Source organism: Metabacillus sp. KUDC1714 (assembly GCF_014217835.1).
Taxonomy (GTDB): Bacteria; Bacillota; Bacilli; order Bacillales; family Bacillaceae; genus Metabacillus; species Metabacillus rhizosphaerae.
Map to the genome: position 1 here is coordinate 5,628,414 of NZ_CP055263.1, position 19,206 is coordinate 5,647,619.

Consider the following 19,206-nt stretch of genomic DNA (forward strand, 5'->3'; position numbering starts at 1 on the left):
TTGGTAGTAAAATGTCAGAACAATATAGAAGTCGTGAAGAGCGGAAACGACAACAGGCGCAAAACTCGCCAAAGCAAAAAAAACAACGAAAACAAAAAAATAAGAAATCATCTCCATTGTGGAAAAAGATTTTATTAACATTATTAGCAATTGGTATCGTGGGAATGGTTGCAGGTGGAATTACATTTGCAGCAATTGTAGCTGGGGCACCTCCTTTAGATGATAAAAAATTAAAAGATTCTTTCTCCTCAGTCATCTACGATATAAATGGCGAGGAAATTACTGAATTCGGTCAAGTTAAACGGACATATGTCCCTTATGATGACATTCCTAAAGTTCTTGAAGAAGCAGTTCTTGCAACAGAGGATGCACGTTTTTATGAACATAACGGGGTGGACATTATCCGTCTAGGTGGTGCACTTTTAGCAAACGTAAAAGAAGGCTTTGGTGCCGAAGGTGGTAGTACAATAACACAGCAGGTTATTAAAAACTCCCTTTTAACAACTGAAAAAACGATTACACGTAAAGTTCAAGAGGTATGGCTAGCATTTCAATTAGAACAAAAATATTCAAAACAAGAAATTATTGAAATGTATTTAAATAAAATTTACTTTCCTGGAAATGTATATGGTGTAGCACAAGCTGCAGAATCGTTTTATGGTAAGGACTTAAGTGAGCTAGAGCTTCATGAGGCAGCAATGATCGCTGGTATTCCTCAAAGTCCAAATAACTATAATCCAAGAACAAATCCTGAGAGTGCAGAGAAACGACGTAATATCGTGTTAACATTAATGGCTAAGCATGGTTTTATTACAGAAGCTGAAGCCGATGAGGCAAAGAATATTCCTGTACAATCTACTGTCATCGAACCGACTGAAAAAGCAAACCCTTATCATGCATTCGTTGAAGAAGTTATTGAAGAGGTAAAAGAAAAAACTGATATTGATGCAGGATCTGCTGGATTAGAAATCTATACTACTTTAGATCCGAAAGCTCAAGATACAGTCGAAAATGTGCTAAATGGTGATACACTTAATTATCCTGATGATAAGTTACAAGCTGGTATCGCCTTAATTGATACTCAGACAGGTGAAATTCGAGCAATAGGTGGCGGACGTAATCAACCTGTTGGTGGTTACAATTACGCTACAGACACTAGACGACAACCAGGATCAACGATTAAACCTATTCTTGATTATGGTCCAGCTATTGAACATTTAGAATATGATTCAACATATGCTCAAGAGATTGATGAGCCATACACATATAGTGATGGAAAAACACCAATAAATAACTGGGATAGAAGTTATAAGGGCCAAATGTCTATTCGACAAGCATTAGCTGATTCAAGAAATATTCCAGCATTAAAAGCATTACAAAAGGTTGGATTAGAAAAAGCTCAAGATTTTGCTCAAGGTCTTGGTATCCCACTACCTGAAATTCATGAGTCATATGCAATCGGTGGTTTTAAACATGGTGTTTCCCCTCTTCAAATGGCAGGAGCATTTAGTGCTTTTGGAAATAATGGGATTTTTATCGAACCACATGCTGTTAAAAAAATTGTTTTAAGTGATGGGACTGAAATAAGTCTTGCTCCAGAACCAGAGCCAGCAATGAGCGATTACACTGCTTTCATGATTACCGACATGATGAAATCTGTTGTAGAATATGGAACTGGTAAATCAGTTGCCATTCCAGGAGTAAATATTGCAGGGAAAACAGGTACTACAAACTTTACTGATGATGATAGAGCAAAATACAATATCCCTTCTGGAGCTGCAAAGGATGCCTGGTTTGTTGGCTATAATCCTAACTATACCGCAGCTGTTTGGACTGGATATAACATTTCAGAGGATAGTGAAAAGGTCTACCTGGATTCGTCAGATCAAAAGCTTGCAAGAGCTATGTTTAAAGAGGTCTTCTCTGAAATTGCAGGTGACGATACAGCAGACTTTGAACAACCAGATAGTGTAGTGAAAAAAGCAGTTGAAAAAGGTTCTATGGAGGCTGTATTAGCAAGTGAATATACACCTTCAAGCAGGATTTCATATGAATATTTTGTTAAAGGTTCTGAGCCTTCAAAGGTTTCAAAAAAATACGTGAACCAAAAACCTAATAAACCATCAAATCTAAATATAAATTATGATCAAGTAACAAATTCTATTAGTCTTAGTTGGAGTTTCGATGAGAAAGCTTTAGATAATGTATCCTTTGAGGTAAGGCAGTCTGTTGATGAAGGCCAATACCAAGTCGTAAATACATCCAAAAATATGGGTTATGAAATAGCAGATGTTATCCCAGGCGCGATCTATTCCTTCCAGGTTGTAGCTGTTAGTGATGATGATAATAGCAATCGAAGTAATGCAGCTGCAACGAAGATTCAAGTACCAGAGCCAGAAGTGGATGTTCCAGAGCTTCCTGGAGATGCTGAAGGAACCGAAGAAGAAAATGTGGAAGATGACAAAAATAACAACGGCAATGGGAACGAGAATGGGAATGGCAATCAAGAAGAAAATGGGAATGACAATCAAGGCGAAGGCGAAAATGGGAATGGGAATCAAAATGAAAACGAAGGCGAAGATGGTACTCAGGACGGTGAAGAAGTAACTAATCCTGAGGATACTACTGATACACCGCCTGCTACCGATGCTAGTACACCTCCCCAAGATAATAATGGGAGAAAAAATGAAGAAGATGGAGAAGAAGAATAGTATGATTTCTCTTCTCTAAGCATGAAAAAGAGATTACTCGTAAGCAGTAATCTCTTTTTTTTGTTTCAAGCCCTGGATCGCCAATGTTTTATAGTAATTTTTTTCAAGTTCAGCAAACAATTGTTGTAGCTGGATAAAAGAATGGTATCCAGTGGGCTTATTGAGTATAAACAATAACCGTTCTTCACAATTTACCGGTTTTAGTTTTAATTCTGAAACCATCATCTCTTTTACATTTAAACTTTTTATCGGGGTATTATTTGCCCAAAAAAGAGCTAGTAAAAATAATGAGATAGATTGAATTGATACGGATTCAACCTCCAGATTAGGCTTTCTCTTAGCATAACTTATTTGTAAATCCGGTTCTAGCATCTTCCATTGCTGGATAACAGCCTTAACTGTGATTTCTGAGTTCTCCCAAGGAGGATCTTTGCTTAATTGATTGCTTACTAAATGCAGCATATCAAAATAGAAGAGTTCTTTACTTAAGATATCATCAATATCCACCATATCTAGCTTTTTAAACGTTTTTCTCTTGGTAGAAAAAGGAGCAAATAGAAATGATTCTGGAATTTTATATTCAGTATCATGATTATCTAGCATTTGTAACTTTATCCTTTTTCATCCGCTTTTGCCCTTCACGACATAAATGTAAAAGTGGACAAACATCACATTTAGGTGACTGGGCTTTACAATGGTAACGACCAAAAAAGATCAATCTATGATGAGTATCTGACCATTCTTCTTTGGGAATTTTTCGCATTAATGTTTTTTCAACCTCTAAAACAGAATCCTTCCACCGACAAATTCCTAATCGCTTACTAACCCTTTCAACATGTGTATCTACAGCGATAGCTGGAACACCGAATGCAACAGACACGACAACATTTGCTGTTTTACGCCCTACTCCTGCAAGCTTTATTAATTCTTCATGCTCACGAGGAACCTCTCCATTGTATTGTTCAAGAAGTGTTTCACACAAGCTTCTGATATTTTTAGCCTTATTACGGTATAAGCCAATAGATTTAATATCGGATTGTAATTCCTCTAATGGAACTGCAAGATAATCCTCTGGTGTTTTATATTTTTGAAACAAGTTTTTTGTAACTTTATTTACGAGTGCATCTGTACATTGTGCTGATAATGCCACAGCAATAACAAGTTCAAATGGATTATCATGAATTAATTCACAATGTGCTTCTGGAAACATGTTATGAAATGTATCTAAACATTCCCGAATTTGAACCTTTGTTAGCATGGATTCACCTTCTTTATTTTTATATGAAGGAAATATGGACGGAAATTTTCTTCATTATTATTACAGTATTGGTTTTGTTTCAAAGAAAAAGAGAGCTAGATGCTAGCTCTCAAGCCAATTATAAAAAGGAACTTTACGTTGATACTCCTCTTGATTCACTTGCTGCTTACTAGAAGAGTTTCCTTGATGTTGACGAAATTTTTTAGCATGATTTCGTGCTTGATCAATTGTTCGAATCCCATTCTTTTTCCATTCAAATAAAATTCGATCAATATAGCGAAAGTTCAACTTACCTGACATGACAGCTTCTCTTAGAGCAGCTTTTATGATAACTGGATCATAATCATCTTGATCAATCCATATTGCTAATGATTCACACTCGAACGGAGATAGTGGGCGGCCAAATTCATTTTCAAAAATGGTATACAAGCTTAGATCCTCTTGCTTGCTTTGCTCCTGCTCTAATTTGTTGTTTTCCTGCATTAAATAGGAATATAACTTATCCCATAAAGGTTTTAAAGAATAGTTTTCAAAAAGTATCGTATTTTCTTCACATTCCTCTATTGTTAAAAAACCTCTTTGAATTAAACTTCTTAAAATTGAAGTACATGTTGATGTAGAAAATGACATGTGTTCGGATAACTCCGTTGGGGTTGGAAACTGATTCCCATTTTGTTTAAATTTTTTAACTTGGAGAATCATCATAAATTCCTCTTCGTTGAGACCTAATTTTGAATAATTATTAAATAAAATAACGGGTATTGATACATTTCCCGTCTCCTGTAAATATATGAATTGTTCTTTATTCATCCAACACACCTCACTTTCAAGTATAACATGACTACATTAAACATTGTATAAAATCACCCTCGGTTGTTTTTGCCAATATCCATCTTGACGCTAAATGTGATTATCCTGCTGATTCACATTTAATTCTCATATTTATCATAAAAAAACGACTCTTAAAAGCAGACGAATGCAAGCTTTTAAGAGTCAGTATCTTTATTTTATGGATAAAGTCTATTTAATAAACGTGGGAATGGAATTGTCTCACGTACATGCTCTACACCGCTAATCCAGGCAACTGTTCGTTCAAGTCCTAGTCCAAAGCCTGAGTGTGGAACAGAACCATATTCTCTAAGCTCTAAGTACCATTTATATGCATCACTATCTAGCTCATGTTGATCTAAGCGTTGTTTAAGTAATTCCATATCATGTATACGTTCAGAACCACCAATAATCTCACCATAGCCCTCAGGTGCAATTAAGTCTGCACATAGTACTACCTCCTCACGATCTGCGTCAGGCTGCATATAAAATGGCTTTAAGCTTGTTGGATAATGAGTAATAAATACTGGTTTATCATAGCTTTCGGCTATTGCAGTTTCATGTGGAGCACCAAAATCATCACCCCATTTGATTTCTGTAAAGCCTTTTTCATGAAGGAACGTAATCGCATCATCATAAGTAATTCTTGGGAATGGCGCTTTAATTTGCTCTAACTTAGAAATATCTCTTCCTAAAGTATTTAATTCCAATGCACAGTTCTTAAGCACACTCTGTACAATATAAGATACATATGCTTCTTGAACACTCAAATTGTCCTCAAATTCATAAAAGGCCATCTCTGGTTCAATCATCCAAAATTCAATTAAATGACGGCGTGTTTTTGATTTCTCTGCTCTAAAGGTTGGCCCAAAGGAAAATACTTTCCCTAATGCCATTGCTGCAGCTTCCATATATAACTGACCGCTTTGTGAAAGATAAGCATCTTCATCGAAATATTTCGTATGAAAAAGTTCTGATGTACCTTCAGGAGCACTTCCAGTTAAAATTGGAGGGTCTACCTTTACAAAGCCTTCTTTATTAAAAAATTCATATGTTGCACGAATAATCTCATTTCTAATCTTCATTACGGCGTGTTGACGTTTAGAACGAAGCCATAAGTGACGATGATCCATTAAAAACTCAGTACCATGTTCTTTTGGTGTTATCGGATAATCAACTGATTCAGCAATTACTTTGATTCCAGTTACTCCAAGTTCAAATCCAAACGGTGATCGTTCATCCTCACGTACGATCCCAGAGACATAAATGGAAGTTTCTTGTGTGATTGATTTGGCTTTTTGAAAAATTGCCTCATCAACCTCTGCTTTTACAACAACACCTTGAATAAATCCTGTTCCATCTCTTAATTGTAAAAAAGCAATTTTTCCACTTGAACGTTTATTTGCAACCCAAGCTCCAATTGTCACTTCTTGTCCGACAAATTTTCCTACTTCTACTATCGTTGTTTTCACTAAATAATTCCCTCCAAAAAGCTCCGATGTCAAATCAATTATGTACTAACCACATAATATTATACTTTATTTTAAGTATGTGTAGCAATCATCTCTATTTTAAGATTGCTTTTCTTCTTTAATTGCCATATGTTTAATGATCTCACCATTATAAAAATTGACAAAATCAAAAGTGTAACGCTCTGATTTATCACGATATTTCACTTCCCAGATTGGGATTCCTTCATCCATACCTAACTTTACATCTACAATATTCTCTGGATTATATACTTGATTTACCTTTGCTATTGCCTGTTGCTCAGTAATCCCAGAAGACTGTTTTTTTACGATTACTGTCTCTTTCTTCTTAGTTTGAGGAACCCAAACATAAACCTTTTCATTACTACTATTTTCCCCAGATATGACATGATACTTTATCTGCCCGTTATATGTTTCAATCGTATCGATTATAGATAGCTTTCCTTTTTCTAATGCAAGCTTTTTCGATTCTTCATGGCCATCGATGTATTGTTCCCTTGCAGCACTATATGTACTTGCAAATACCCAAGCAGCAATAATCAGGATGGCGATTGTTATAATTAGTGTAATTAATGTTTTTTTACCCATTCTATAACGACATCCTTATGTTCGATAAATTGTAAATACACACTTCTTTTGGTCTTCTTGATCTAATGCTAGACCAAACATTAAATCATCTCTTTTTAATGTTCGATTTAGTATATCAACGATTTTATATAGATCTTCTGAATGGTCGACAGTAACTGTTGATACAATTTCAATTTTGCTTTCCATGACATAATCCTCCTACACGAAACAAATTTTGTAACTTATATGTCTGTTTAGTCTGGACACAATAACATTACAACAAACTCTTACTTGTTGTACCAGGATCCATTATAACAGTGTAAATACTTTAGTATGATAATAATTTTCTCCTAACTCACACCATACTTGGCTGATTTAGTTGCTTTGCAGCAATTGACTCGGCCTCTTTTTTACACAATCCAGTCTTCAATGGAATGTGTAAGTAAATGCATCGGTTTTTTTTCAATTTCGAGATCTGGAATAGATTCAAGAAAATCTTTACCATATCTTGTAGAAACAATTCGGTTATCTAAAACAAATAATATCCCTCGATCTGCTTCATTTCGAATTAGTCTACCAAAGCCTTGTTTAAAACGTAAAATCGCTTCTGGAAGTGAATAATCATAAAATGCGTTCTTACCTCTTCTCTCCAACATTTGACATCTAGCTGCTACGATAGGCTCATCAGGAGATGCAAAAGGTAAGCGGACAATCATCAATGCAGTTAACTCATCCCCTGGAAAGTCAACACCTTCCCAAAAACTACTTGTTCCTAACAAAATCGCTTTGCCAAATTGTCTAAAGTTCTTTGTTAATCTTGTTCGACTTCCACTACCAGTTCCCTGTCCCATAATGATAAAATCATCAAGTGTTTCATCTTCTTTTAACAATTGATATGTTTTTCTTAGCATCTCGTACGATGTAAACAATACAAGGATCTTTCCATCAGTTATTTGGGCAACACTACCTACATTAGCAGCAATCGCTTCAGAATACTCATCAAGTGTGACTTCATTCACTAAAGGCATATCACTTGGAACAAATAGCTTTACCTGCTCCTTATATCGAAAAGGAGATTTAAGCTGTAGCTGTTTTGGATAAAAATCTGATAATCCGACTGCATCAATAATATAAGAAAAAGATTTCTTTACTGTTAATGTTGCAGAAGTTAAAATAACACTCTGTTTCTTTGCAAAGAATTGATCAGCTAAAAAGTCAGCTATTTCAAGTGGCTGGGCATAGATGGAAACAGCGTTTTTTGCGCCTTTTGTTTCAATTTCAATCCATGTAACAATTGATTCATCATTTTTGAAAAATAAATAATCAATTTTATCTTTATATTCCTTAACAACGGAGAGAACTTGTTTATATTCTTGATAAATAATTTTATTTTTTATAGATAGTTCAGCATCATCCACTTTGCCCAATACCTGTAATGATTTTTCCATCAAGATGATCAGATCGTACATGATAAACTTTATTCTATTAGCAAGTTCTAAAATAGAATCCCATGTTCGATTATTTTCTTTTTCCGTATTATATTTATAAGAAGTTCGATTTAAGTGGGAATCCTTCCTACGTTTTAAGACATAAGAATGAATTCCTGAAAATAATTGATGGCATTCCTCTTGCAGCTGTAGTAGATGAGCATCCATTTCTTGCAAGAAATGATGGTTTTTTTGACCAATTTCTTCACTTACACGGGCAAACTTATTAATAAGTCCATTTGTATGAAATGTTCCTAAACGATTTAGCATACTATGTACATCAAGATAAGAAAATCTACTTCCTAGCTGTTCACTAGCTACTCTATGAAAATGATGTGCCTCATCAATAATTACCTCTTGATGCAGAGGTAAAATTTGATGGTCACGTTCGAGATCAGACAATAACATCGCATGATTTGTAATAATAATATTTGCCCTTATTGCCAACTCTTTTGCACGCTGATAAAAGCAATATCCCGAAAAGGGATTTCTCTTTAAAGAAGATCCATCAACATGAAGTTGATTCCATAAAACCTTGCCACCAGAGGGAATATTTAGTTCATCTATATCCCCAGTCTCCGTCTCTGTTAACCAGAGAAGGAGCTGTGCCTTTGTTAGGATGAAATCATAGTTATCTTCAGGTTCTCTAAGTGACTGCTCAAACTTCTGTAAACACAAATAATGACGTTGTCCTTTTAAAATTGTAGTTGTGAAATGAAAGGGTAGAATTTTTTCAAGAAAAGGAATATCTCGCTCAATCATTTGTGATTGTAAGTTCGTTGTATATGTACTAACAATAATTGGCCTTTGTTCTTTTTTTGAATAGAATATCGCTGGCACCAAATAAGCGATCGTTTTACCACTCCCCGTTGCAGCTTCAAATAACCCATGTTGATGCGTATAAAATGCATCAAAGATTTCTTTCATCATGTACATTTGGTCTGTCCGCACGTTATAAGTAGGAAGGATACCAGTTAACTTGCCATTTTTATTTTGAAAAAGCTCGATAAAATCTTCAATAGAAAGAATTTCTTCTGCCGAGTCATTTGCATTTTCAGGTAAGTTTAATTGAACCTTTTTAATAGCCAATGACCTAATCAAATCCAAATCTGCTCTGTCTTGCTGTTGCTCAATTTTTACTAATTTATCTGAGATTACACCCTCTATTATTTCTTCAATATCACTTATAAAGGACCTTGAAAGCTTTGATAACTGCTGCAGTGTAATAACAGGTAAAGCCTTTAATTTATCAAATATCCGTAATAATAACAGGGCCGTTACTTCTGCATCACTATCAGCACGATGTGGGTGTTCATGAATTATATTAAATCCATCACTTAAATCAGATAATTTAAAGCTTTTTTCGGTAGGAAAAGCAATTCTTGCTAATTCAACTGTATCTAGTATTGGTCCTGAAAATTGAAAGCCACAGTTCTTTAGTTCTTCCTGTAAAAAGGATAAATCAAAATAGACATTATGAGCTACAAAGTAAGAATCAGACAGCAACGAAATTAAATCCTCTGCTATTTCTTCAAACGTTGGTGCTTCCTCTACCATGTCATTAGTAATCCCTGTTAATTGTTCAATAAATAAAGGAATTTTTTGCATAGGTTTAACAAAGCTCATATATCTATCGACAATTTGCCCCTGTTCTATGACTACAGCAGCAATTTGAATAATCCTATCTCCTTTTTTTGGGGCATTTCCTGTTGTTTCTAAATCAATAACAACATATCGTTGCTCATTCATCTGTTGACACCTCTATTATTAAGAAACGCAGGGCGCGTTTTTCTTGGGAAGTAGGAAATTTATTGGTCAGGCACACTCATTAGACTAAGATAAAGAGAAAATTTAAGATGTTAATCCAATGGGTCCCATAAAGCTAACTAATAGTTGTTAACATGTATACTCATAAGGAAATCTGACCTACTACATATGATTCGAAAATCTTAACTTAACTATATCATATTTTTAATCAAAAAAAGGACTGACTCATTTTAAAAGACTAAAAATCCCTGTTATTTAGTAACAGTAATCCTAGAGTCTTTTGAGAGCCAGACCTCGAAATTGACAGGTTAACTATTCAATTTACAAAATTGTTGCTGCTGGTTCATGTCCTAAAATATCAACAATCCTATTATTTTCATCCATAATTGCAACTTTTGGTTTGTGTGATGGAACATGTTGTTCCGCAACAAGCGTGTAAGTTAGAATAATCACAACATCGCCTTCTTGTACTAATCGTGCAGCTGCACCATTTAAACATACAACTCCACTACCTCTTTCACCTGCAATAATATAAGTCTCAAATCTGGCACCATTATTATTATTAACTATTTGAACTTTTTCGTTCGCAATCATACCTACTGCATCAATAATATCCTCATCTATTGTAATACTGCCTATATAATTCAAATTTGCTTCCGTTACACGAGCACGATGAATTTTAGCATTTAACATTGTACGAAACATGATGACTTCTCCCCCGATTCTTCTTTTTAATCTATATTTGAAATCTTGCATTTTCTACAATAAAGATCTGTTTTATTTAACTTCAATCGTTATATTATCAATTAGCCTTGCGTTTGTAAACTTGACAGCGATGGCAATAATCACTTTTCCCCTAATTACCTCTATTTCCTCCAAATTTGGATAGGAAAGGATCTCTATATAATCAATTTCCCCATCTGTTTCCTGTGAAATGGTGGTAGTAATTAGAGCTTTCAGTTTTTCTTTATCACGTTCACCTTTTGCAATTTCATTTTTTGCATTAGACAAGCTCTTATAAATAACTGGTGCTTCATTGCGGTCTTTTTCGTTTAATTTTACATTTCTCGAACTTTTAGCGAGTCCATCAGCTTCTCTAATTGTTGGGACTGATACTAACTCAATTGGAAAATAAAATTCTGTTATTAACCCATCTATGACTGCTACTTGTTGTGCGTCCTTCATTCCAAAATATGCTCGGTCAGGTTTGATGAGGTTAAATAGTTTAGTTAATATTGTTGCTACTCCATCAAAGTGTCCTTTTCTTGATCTCCCACATAAAACATTCACACGAGATTGGACTTTAACTGTATATGAAGGCTCAGTTGGATATATTTCTGGTACAGAAGGGCTAAATAATAGATCAACCCCTGATAATTTCGCAAGTTCTTCATCTCTTTGTTGATTTCTCGGATATGAATCATAATCCTCATTAACACCAAACTGTAGTGGATTTACGAAAATACTTAAGACGACAATATCATTATCCTTTCTTGCCTCTTCAAGCAATTTCATATGACCCTCATGTAAATATCCCATTGTCGGCACAAAGCCTATTGTTTGATTCCTTTCTTTATATCTATTGATTTTCGTTATTAATTCCAGCTTAGTCGTTACAACATTCATTTCTTAACCCCTCCATATAAGCCATTAAGCTCCTCTTCCTTCATATTAAAAGAATGCTTTTCTTCGGGGAAAGATCTTTTCTTTACCTCAGAAATATAATGACTAATTGCTGTCTCAATTGTTACAGCTACCTGAGCGTATTGTTTTACGAATTTTGGTACATTGCCTGAGCCGTAACCTATTAAATCGTGATAAACCAAAACTTGACCATCAGTTTGGCAACCAGCACCAATTCCTATTGTCGGAATCGTTAACTGCTTCGTTATCTCTTCTCCTATTTGACGGGGAACACACTCTAACACAAGAGCAATAGCACCAGCAGCTTGACATTTCTTAGCATCCTCAATTAGTTTTCTCGCAGCCTCAGCATTTTTCCCTTGGACTTTATAACCCCCTAGTACATTTACTGCTTGTGGAGTAAGTCCGAGGTGAGCAACAACTGGAATACCACCATACGTAAGTGCTGCAATTATATCTGTAACACCATCAGCACCTTCAACCTTTACAGCATCAGCTCCACCCTCTTGCATAAGTCTTGCTGCGTTTTTCAATGATTCATCTTTTGAAAGATGATAAGACATAAATGGCATATCTGTTACAACAAATGTATTTTTCGCTCCACGTTTAACAGCTTTTGTGTGATGAATCATATCATTTATTGTGACGGGTATTGTAGAGTCATATCCAAGTACAACCATCCCTAATGAATCTCCTACAAGAATCATATCTACTCCAGCATACTCAGCTTGTTTTGCACTTGGATAATCGTAGGCAGTTAGCATTGTAATTGGTTCTCTATTTTGTTTCATATTCATAAAATCAATTCTAGTTTTCATGTATACCCCTCCTATTTAGTAGAAAAAATGGGCTTTATCCCCAAGGTCTAGTGGCATTTTTCTTATCCAAAAGTTATGAATTTTTTGGTCGTTTTTATAAAATTCCTTAATTGAATCAAATTTACATAACGACTTCCATACTTTCTTGTACCACGGTCAATTCATTTTTAGGAACGGGGGAGAAAATATCAATTTGAACGTTTTTTTCAACGAAAAAATCCTTCTTTCGACAAAGAAAGAAGGATTTGTAGGCATACTAAAATCGGTTTTCATCCCTCTGTCCTAGTCCTTTTTGGATCAAGGCAGAATTTCATTTCAATCAGTTGTGTTTAGACTCTACTATTACTATTAACTAAAGTAGAATGCTTCATGAATTAATTATTCCCACTTCAATGAGGTGTAGTTCTAATAGATACTACCCAAGTGAAAGTATAGCAGAAAATAATCCCTATTACCATCAGGAACAAAAGCGCAAGCGCCTTGAACAGCCTCGGGCAATAAGATGATTTAGAATAGAAGGCGTTCTTTGCCTTCAATTCTAATTAGCTAGACCCTAGTGGGGCTAGGCGCTGGAGCTGGATGTCGTGCGCTTATACACAGTTTAAGAATTTTAAAATTTCCTAAGCGGTAAAAAATGAATTTCTGTTATTTCAATTCGATATCTGCAGAGTAAATCTTTTCAATCTTTTTTTCACACGTTTCAATTAACAAAGCACCATCATCATCGATACCAATAGCTATTCCTTCAACAGTGCCTTTGAGAGTTCTGGCAATCAATACTTTATTTAAACTTATTGCATAGCTTTCCCAAAGGAGTTTAATTGGTTTAAATCCTTTTGATAAAAATAAGGAATATAGACTTTCAAACCTTAATAAAATCGTTTGAATAAGTTGTGCTCTTTCCCAAGATGTTCCTGTTTCAATAAGAATGGATGTAGCAATATTTTGTAAGTCTTCGGGAAAATCCTCAATTTTCTGATTAACATTAATACCTGTGCCAATTATGACCGAATGGACTTGATCTGCCTCTGCCTGTAATTCTGTTAATATCCCGACAACTTTTTTTCCGTTAATCATAATATCATTTGGCCATTTTATATCAGGCTTGAGTGGTGTAAGCTCCTCTATAGCTTGTACAATAGCAACTGCAGTGAGAAGTGTGAGCTGTGGTGTTGTGTTAACAGGAATATTAGGTCGAATAATCATACTCATCCAAATTCCTGTACCACTTGGCGAATACCAAGCTCTAGACATTCTCCCTCTTCCATTAGTTTGTTGGTCTGCCACGACAATTGTTCCTTCTTGTACACCATCATTTGCTAAACTTTGTGCTATTTTCTGTGTAGAGGTAACCGTCTCTTCAAAATGAATGGTACGACCCATCATCTGTGTTTTTAGTCCTAAGTGAATCTCATTGTTGCTAATTTTATCGGGTTTTTTCTTTATGCGATACCCTAATCTTCTAACAGCTTCTAGTTCATAGCCTTCCTTTCTTAGCTCTTCTATATGTTTCCATACGGCTGTTCTTGAGCAACCAATCGTTTCACTAATTTTTTGACCTGATAAAAATTCCCCATCTGCTGTAGAGAAGGCTTTTAATAGTTTTGTTCGAAGTCCAGTTTGCATCTCATTAGCCACTCCTTTATAGCAGACTTATTATTTTCTATTTTTTTCGAAATAATTGCTTTCTCAACCTCTTTAATTGCTTTTGTAACCCAAGGACCTGGTTGTTTATTTATATATTGAATAACATCATGTCCTGTAATTACGAGCTGTTCTCTGTGTTGAATAGGTAATTCAAGGATTAAATTCTTTATCCTCTTTACGTTTGCATCAAAGTTCAATGGGTCTGTCATTATCGAACGAATTCGTTCTACTGTAACAGCTCTTTCAATCCCAGCTTCATATAATAAAAAGTCAGACCAAGATTGCTCGTTTACGACTGTTAAATATTCTATATTTTTTTCCACAGCCTTAATGAGCTTTACTGGTAATTTCCACTTTCTTAAGAATGTTTGGACAGACCGCGGGGCTATACAATATGTAAATATCGTCCAAAGTTCTTCACTTGTTTTCAGATTTTCTAAGTTATATGTTCTAAGCTTCTTCAATTCATCTTGTTTCATTTCTAGACCAGGTAAATAATCATTCATTCCTGTTTCTAATATGATTTCAAGTGCGCTTTTATGGTTTATCCCCTTAAGAAGCTTCTCAATCTCAATGGTTTTTCGTTCTACTGAAATGACTTCTAAAAGATGTACATGATCTTTAATAGATAATCTAGTCTCAGGACATAGCGTAAAATCCAATTGACTAACAAATCGAACAGCACGGAGCATTCTTAAAGCATCTTCGGTGAATCTTTCAGATGAAGAACCAACAGTTTGAATAAGCTTTTCACTTAAATGAGCTTTTCCATTAAAATAGTCTAGAATAATACAATCTATATCCATTGCCATTGCATTTATTGTAAAGTCCCTTCTCCTTAAGTCCTCTTTTAAGGATGTAATATATGAAACCTCTTTAGGGCGACGGAAATCTACATATTCTGATTCAGTACGATAGGTTGTCACTTCATATGGCGTTTTATTGTGCAGCACAATGATTGTTCCATGCTCTGCTCCAACATCAATAGTATGTTCAAACAAATTTTGTACATCTTTTGGCTTTGCTGAAGTAGCAATATCGACATCTCCTATTCTTCGATTCAAGAGGTGATCACGAACTGCTCCACCAACATAATAGGCTTCAAAGCCAGCAATATGTAACTTTTCTAAAATAGGTTTTGCATTATCAAATGGGGTTTCCATTTTTCTACTCCTTGTCATACTCAAGTCGAAATTGACGAATTAAGCTTGATAAACTAATATCAAGCTTAATTTGTTTTTACCACCATATTATTTCCTTCATTTTGAAGGGTATGTAATTACATCATTCAAGTTTTAATCAGGTCATAGTAGATTGATTCATATTGGGAGACGATTTTGTCAGAATGAAAAGAATTTCTTGCGATAAATATAGCATGATCTGACATTTTTTTATGTAATTCATCATCTGATAATATATGGGCAGCACGGAATGCGACTGTTTCAATATCGCCAATATCACATATATATCCTGTTTCACCTTCAGTAATAACTTCAGGAATTCCCCCTGTATCAGTTCCTATACACGGGACTCCACACGCCATTGCCTCTAATAAAACTAAACCAAAGCTCTCTTTCTCTGAGAGTAATAACATAAGATCACTTAATGAATATAATTCCTCTAAATTATCCTGTTTACCTAGAAAAAGAACTTTGTCGGTAAGACCTAATTCACGAACAAGTTTGCTTACAAATGTCATTTCTGGTCCATCACCAACTAGTAATAGTTTAGCATTAATCTTGCGTTGGATTAAATGAAAAGAATAAATGACATCCTGCACACGTTTTACTTTTCGGAAATTAGATACATGTATAATGACTTTTTCATCATCACCAATTCCGTATTCTCTTTTAAGATGTGATGCATTTTTTTTCTGATACACTCGATCATCAATAAAATTATAAATGGTCTCGATTGTTTTTTTAGGTTGGATTAACTCATTGGTTTGACTAACTAAAGCATTTGATACAGCGGTTACTTTATCTGATGCTTCAATTCCAAAGCGGATTAAATCTGAAAGTGATTGATCATAACCTAGAACTGTAATATCCGTACCATGTAGTGTAGTAACAATTTTAAGATCATCATCAACCATTTGCTTAGCTAAATAAGCACAGATTGCATGTGGGATTGCGTAGTGAACGTGTAATAAGTCCAATTTCTCCCTTTTAGCAACTTCAGCCATTTTACTTGCTAATGCTAAATCATATGGTGGATATTTAAAGACTGAATATTGATTCACTTCAACTTCATGAAATGTTATATTACAATATACTTTATTTAAGCGAAAAGGTAGACTTGAGGTAATAAAGTGGATTTCATGTCCACGTTCTGCAAGTAGCTTTCCAAGCTCAGTTGCAACAACTCCAGATCCTCCTACAGAAGGATAGCAGGTTATGCCAATTTTTAATTTTTTTCTCATTGTCTTTCACCTAAAAGATCTTCTGAAAGTAGAATTGGATTTTTCGTTTTAAATCCTTCAGCGTACATGACCCCAACCTCTTTCCCATACAGCCTTTCTCTGCTCTCAACAGATTCAATGTACCCGTTTGTTAGTGGGGTTTCCATTGAACCCAATGACTTTTCAAACTGACTTTCATATGCTCTTAAGCTTGTTAATTTTTTATCGATCGAATTTGAAATATCGATAACAAAATCAGGCTTATGGAACCCGTTTATCATATAATAATAAATGGATTGTACACGATGTGATGGTAGGTCCAATGTATCCTTATATTTACGAATTCCAGCAGAGAAAACAGCTTCCTCTACTAGTCTCGCACAATGTCCATGATCTGGATGGCGATCTTCAAAATAGGGTACAAAAATAATTTTCGGCTGATTTTCTCTAATAATTGTTACAATCGATTGAATTGCTGAATCTGTTAGATACAGTCCACGATCTGGCAATGTTAATTGAATTCTCTTTGCCACACCTAAAATTTCCCCTGCTCGCTTTGCTTCTTCTTGACGGACAGAAACCGTACCATTTGAGGAAAGTTCTGCTTTTGTTAAATCACAAATTCCGATTTTAAAGCCTTTATTTGCATATTTTGCAATCGATCCACCCATCCCAATTTCTACATCATCAGGATGAGCACCAATTGCAAGCATATCTAGTAATTTACTCATTTTCCTCTCCTTAGCTAAAGAAGGATACTCTAAAAAGCTACGCTAACCATTTAATTAACCATTCTGTAACTTTGGTTTTATTAAATGGTTAGCATACTCCTTCCTCTCCATTATCTTTGTATGGGAATTGTACAAATATTCTATTTTCACCAAAATGTAAGTTGCTCAAAAAACATCAATTGTTTTTAGAATGAATAACCTCTCTCCACTCTAAATCACCACGTTCTAGTCCACGGATCAAGATCTCGGCTGTCCCCATATTTGTTGCTAGTGGAATTGAATAAACATCACATAAACGAATAAGTGCTGTAATGTCAGGCTCATGTGGTTGTGCGGTTAATGGATCTCTAAAGAAAATAACAATATCCATTTGATTTTTTGCAATAAGCGCACCAATTTCTTGATCTCCTCCAAGTGGTCCTGATTGAAAACGGTGGATCGATAAACCACTAGCTTCTTGAATTCTTAACCCTGTTGTCCCTGTAGCGAATAGTTCATGATCTTTGAAGATCGGTTTGTATGCCAATACAAACTGAACAAGATCCGTTTTCTTTTTATCATGAGCAATTAATGCTATTTTCATTTTAATTTTCCCCTTTATTCAATAATGTTTTCTAATCCATACACTAATAAATCTACTTTCATCACATTTTCCACAGCAAGTTTAACTCCTGACATAAACGATGCGCGATTATATGAATCATGACGAATTTTTAATGTTTGTCCATCCCCACCAAACATAACTTCTTGATGTGCAATTAAACCAGGTAAGCGTACACTATGTAGACGAATCCCCTTATAATTTGCACCTCGTGCTCCAGTAAGAATTTCTTTTTCATCTGGGTGACCTTGTTGCTTCTCTTCTCTAACTGCTGCGATCATTTCTGCCGTTTTTAACCCTGTACCAGAAGGAGCATCTAATTTTTGATCATGATGTTGTTCAATTATTTCAACATCTTGAAGATACTTTGCTGCCATCTGAGAGAATTTCATCATTAAGATCGCTCCTATTGCAAAGTTCGGTGCAATAATAGCTCCAATACCTTTCTCAGTTGTTAGTTCTTGAAGCTCTGCTAAATCATCCTCAGAAAACCCTGTTGTACCCACTACAGGTCTAACCCCATTTAACAAGGCTTTTTTTGTATGTATTTTGCCAATCTCTGGTGTAGTCAAATCTATTAATACATCCGGACTCGTTTCAAAAAAGCATTTATCTATATCTGTATAGATAGGCACATCGACATCAAATCCATCAAGATCCTTTAGGCTTTTTCCTTCATGTTTATGATCCACAACTGCAACTAATGAAAAGTGTGTGGTTTCCTCAACAAGCTTAACTGCTTCACTTCCCATTCTACCACGAGCCCCTGCGATGACAATTTTAATCTCTTTCATTTTCCAAACTCCTTTATTATAGTTTCTAGCTTCTGCGAATTATTTGTCCTATAATAAACAATGTGTATCCGCATTGCTATTCTTTTTTCGTCCAGCGATCTTTGTCCCTTGTTTTAAATTTATTCATAACAAGATCGTGTGCTTTTTCCAAATCTATATTCAATGAATTAGCAAGACATATTAGAACAAATAGAACATCCCCCAGTTCTTCTTCTATTTCCTTTTCCTTTTCAGAAGCCTTTTTGGGCTTTTCACCATAATAGTGATTGATTTCTCTGGCTAACTCGCCAACTTCTTCGGAAATTCGAGCCATCATTGCTAATGGTGAGAAATATCCTTCCTTAAACCCGCTTATGTATTGGTCAACATCATTTTGAAGGTCTTTCATCGTTTTATGCTCCATTTGTTTCACCTCATTTACTTATCAATATAATGTTAGCTAATACAATTAAGTTTTACAAT

The 19,206-nt window shown here is 35.1% G+C and carries 18 protein-coding genes; 1 reads left to right on the forward strand and 17 read right to left on the reverse strand.

Translation table 11 applies throughout. The annotated features are described in order from the left end of the window. Window positions 1-11: 11 nt before the first annotated feature. Window positions 12-2,711, forward strand: coding sequence for a penicillin-binding protein 1A (locus HUW50_RS26100; RefSeq protein ID WP_185653516.1), 2,700 nt, complete (start codon window positions 12-14; stop codon window positions 2,709-2,711). A gap of 33 nt (window positions 2,712-2,744) precedes the next feature. Here the strand turns inward: HUW50_RS26100 and HUW50_RS26105 are convergent, their stop codons facing one another. The 17 genes from HUW50_RS26105 to HUW50_RS26185 form a co-directional block, all read right to left on the reverse strand. After that, a complete protein-coding gene (locus tag HUW50_RS26105) occupies window positions 2,745-3,314 on the reverse strand; it encodes a YpoC family protein (RefSeq protein ID WP_066331800.1) in 570 nt (189 codons plus the stop codon). Beyond that, window positions 3,304-3,969, reverse strand: coding sequence for an endonuclease III (gene nth / locus HUW50_RS26110; protein ID WP_066331803.1), 666 nt, complete (start codon window positions 3,967-3,969; stop codon window positions 3,304-3,306). The genes HUW50_RS26105 and nth overlap by 11 nt, the downstream gene beginning before the upstream one ends. Before the next feature lie 102 nt (window positions 3,970-4,071). Then, window positions 4,072-4,779 carry a DnaD domain-containing protein gene (locus HUW50_RS26115; RefSeq protein ID WP_066331808.1) on the reverse strand — a complete coding sequence of 236 codons (708 nt, stop codon included), beginning with the start codon at window positions 4,777-4,779 and terminating at the stop codon, window positions 4,072-4,074. A gap of 197 nt (window positions 4,780-4,976) precedes the next feature. Continuing rightward, a complete protein-coding gene (gene asnS, locus HUW50_RS26120; RefSeq protein ID WP_066331812.1) occupies window positions 4,977-6,269 on the reverse strand; it encodes an asparagine--tRNA ligase in 1,293 nt (430 codons plus the stop codon). A gap of 99 nt (window positions 6,270-6,368) precedes the next feature. Beyond that, the gene (locus tag HUW50_RS26125) at window positions 6,369-6,875 is read right to left on the reverse strand and encodes a cell wall elongation regulator TseB-like domain-containing protein (RefSeq protein ID WP_066331816.1); all 507 of its coding nucleotides are present in this window, start codon (window positions 6,873-6,875) and stop codon (window positions 6,369-6,371) included. Window positions 6,876-6,890: 15 nt separating this feature from the next. Then, window positions 6,891-7,061: a YpmA family protein gene (locus HUW50_RS26130; protein ID WP_066331820.1), complete on the reverse strand. Its 171-nt coding sequence runs from the start codon at window positions 7,059-7,061 to the stop codon at window positions 6,891-6,893. Between the two features lie 203 nt (window positions 7,062-7,264). Further along, on the reverse strand, window positions 7,265-10,090 hold the full coding sequence (dinG, locus tag HUW50_RS26135; protein ID WP_066331822.1) for an ATP-dependent DNA helicase DinG: 2,826 nt from the start codon (window positions 10,088-10,090) through the stop codon (window positions 7,265-7,267). Window positions 10,091-10,429: 339 nt separating this feature from the next. Further along, a complete protein-coding gene (gene panD / locus HUW50_RS26140; protein ID WP_066331824.1) occupies window positions 10,430-10,813 on the reverse strand; it encodes an aspartate 1-decarboxylase in 384 nt (127 codons plus the stop codon). Between the two features lie 72 nt (window positions 10,814-10,885). Further along, on the reverse strand, window positions 10,886-11,734 hold the full coding sequence (panC, locus tag HUW50_RS26145; RefSeq protein WP_066331841.1) for a pantoate--beta-alanine ligase: 849 nt from the start codon (window positions 11,732-11,734) through the stop codon (window positions 10,886-10,888). Further along, entirely contained in the window at window positions 11,731-12,570 is an 840-nt protein-coding gene (gene panB / locus HUW50_RS26150) for a 3-methyl-2-oxobutanoate hydroxymethyltransferase (RefSeq protein ID WP_066331843.1), read from the reverse strand. The genes panC and panB overlap by 4 nt, the downstream gene beginning before the upstream one ends. Window positions 12,571-13,215: 645 nt before the next feature. Then, window positions 13,216-14,196 (reverse strand): biotin--[acetyl-CoA-carboxylase] ligase, encoded by a 981-nt coding sequence (locus HUW50_RS26155; RefSeq protein WP_185653517.1) that lies wholly within the window; start codon window positions 14,194-14,196, stop codon window positions 13,216-13,218. Further along, a complete protein-coding gene (locus HUW50_RS26160; RefSeq protein ID WP_066331849.1) occupies window positions 14,166-15,380 on the reverse strand; it encodes a CCA tRNA nucleotidyltransferase in 1,215 nt (404 codons plus the stop codon). The genes HUW50_RS26155 and HUW50_RS26160 overlap by 31 nt, the downstream gene beginning before the upstream one ends. A 125-nt stretch (window positions 15,381-15,505) precedes the next feature. Continuing rightward, window positions 15,506-16,639, reverse strand: a complete 1,134-nt coding sequence (bshA, locus tag HUW50_RS26165) for an N-acetyl-alpha-D-glucosaminyl L-malate synthase BshA (protein ID WP_066331861.1) — start codon at window positions 16,637-16,639, stop codon at window positions 15,506-15,508. Continuing rightward, window positions 16,636-17,349: a bacillithiol biosynthesis deacetylase BshB1 gene (gene bshB1 / locus HUW50_RS26170; RefSeq protein WP_066331866.1), complete on the reverse strand. Its 714-nt coding sequence runs from the start codon at window positions 17,347-17,349 to the stop codon at window positions 16,636-16,638. The genes bshA and bshB1 overlap by 4 nt, the downstream gene beginning before the upstream one ends. A gap of 175 nt (window positions 17,350-17,524) precedes the next feature. Beyond that, the gene (gene mgsA / locus HUW50_RS26175) at window positions 17,525-17,932 is read right to left on the reverse strand and encodes a methylglyoxal synthase (RefSeq protein ID WP_066331868.1); all 408 of its coding nucleotides are present in this window, start codon (window positions 17,930-17,932) and stop codon (window positions 17,525-17,527) included. Between the two features lie 14 nt (window positions 17,933-17,946). Beyond that, on the reverse strand, window positions 17,947-18,744 hold the full coding sequence (gene dapB, locus HUW50_RS26180) for a 4-hydroxy-tetrahydrodipicolinate reductase (protein ID WP_066331873.1): 798 nt from the start codon (window positions 18,742-18,744) through the stop codon (window positions 17,947-17,949). Between the two features lie 76 nt (window positions 18,745-18,820). Beyond that, window positions 18,821-19,147 (reverse strand): nucleotide pyrophosphohydrolase, encoded by a 327-nt coding sequence (locus HUW50_RS26185; RefSeq protein ID WP_066331877.1) that lies wholly within the window; start codon window positions 19,145-19,147, stop codon window positions 18,821-18,823. Window positions 19,148-19,206 lie beyond the last annotated feature (59 nt).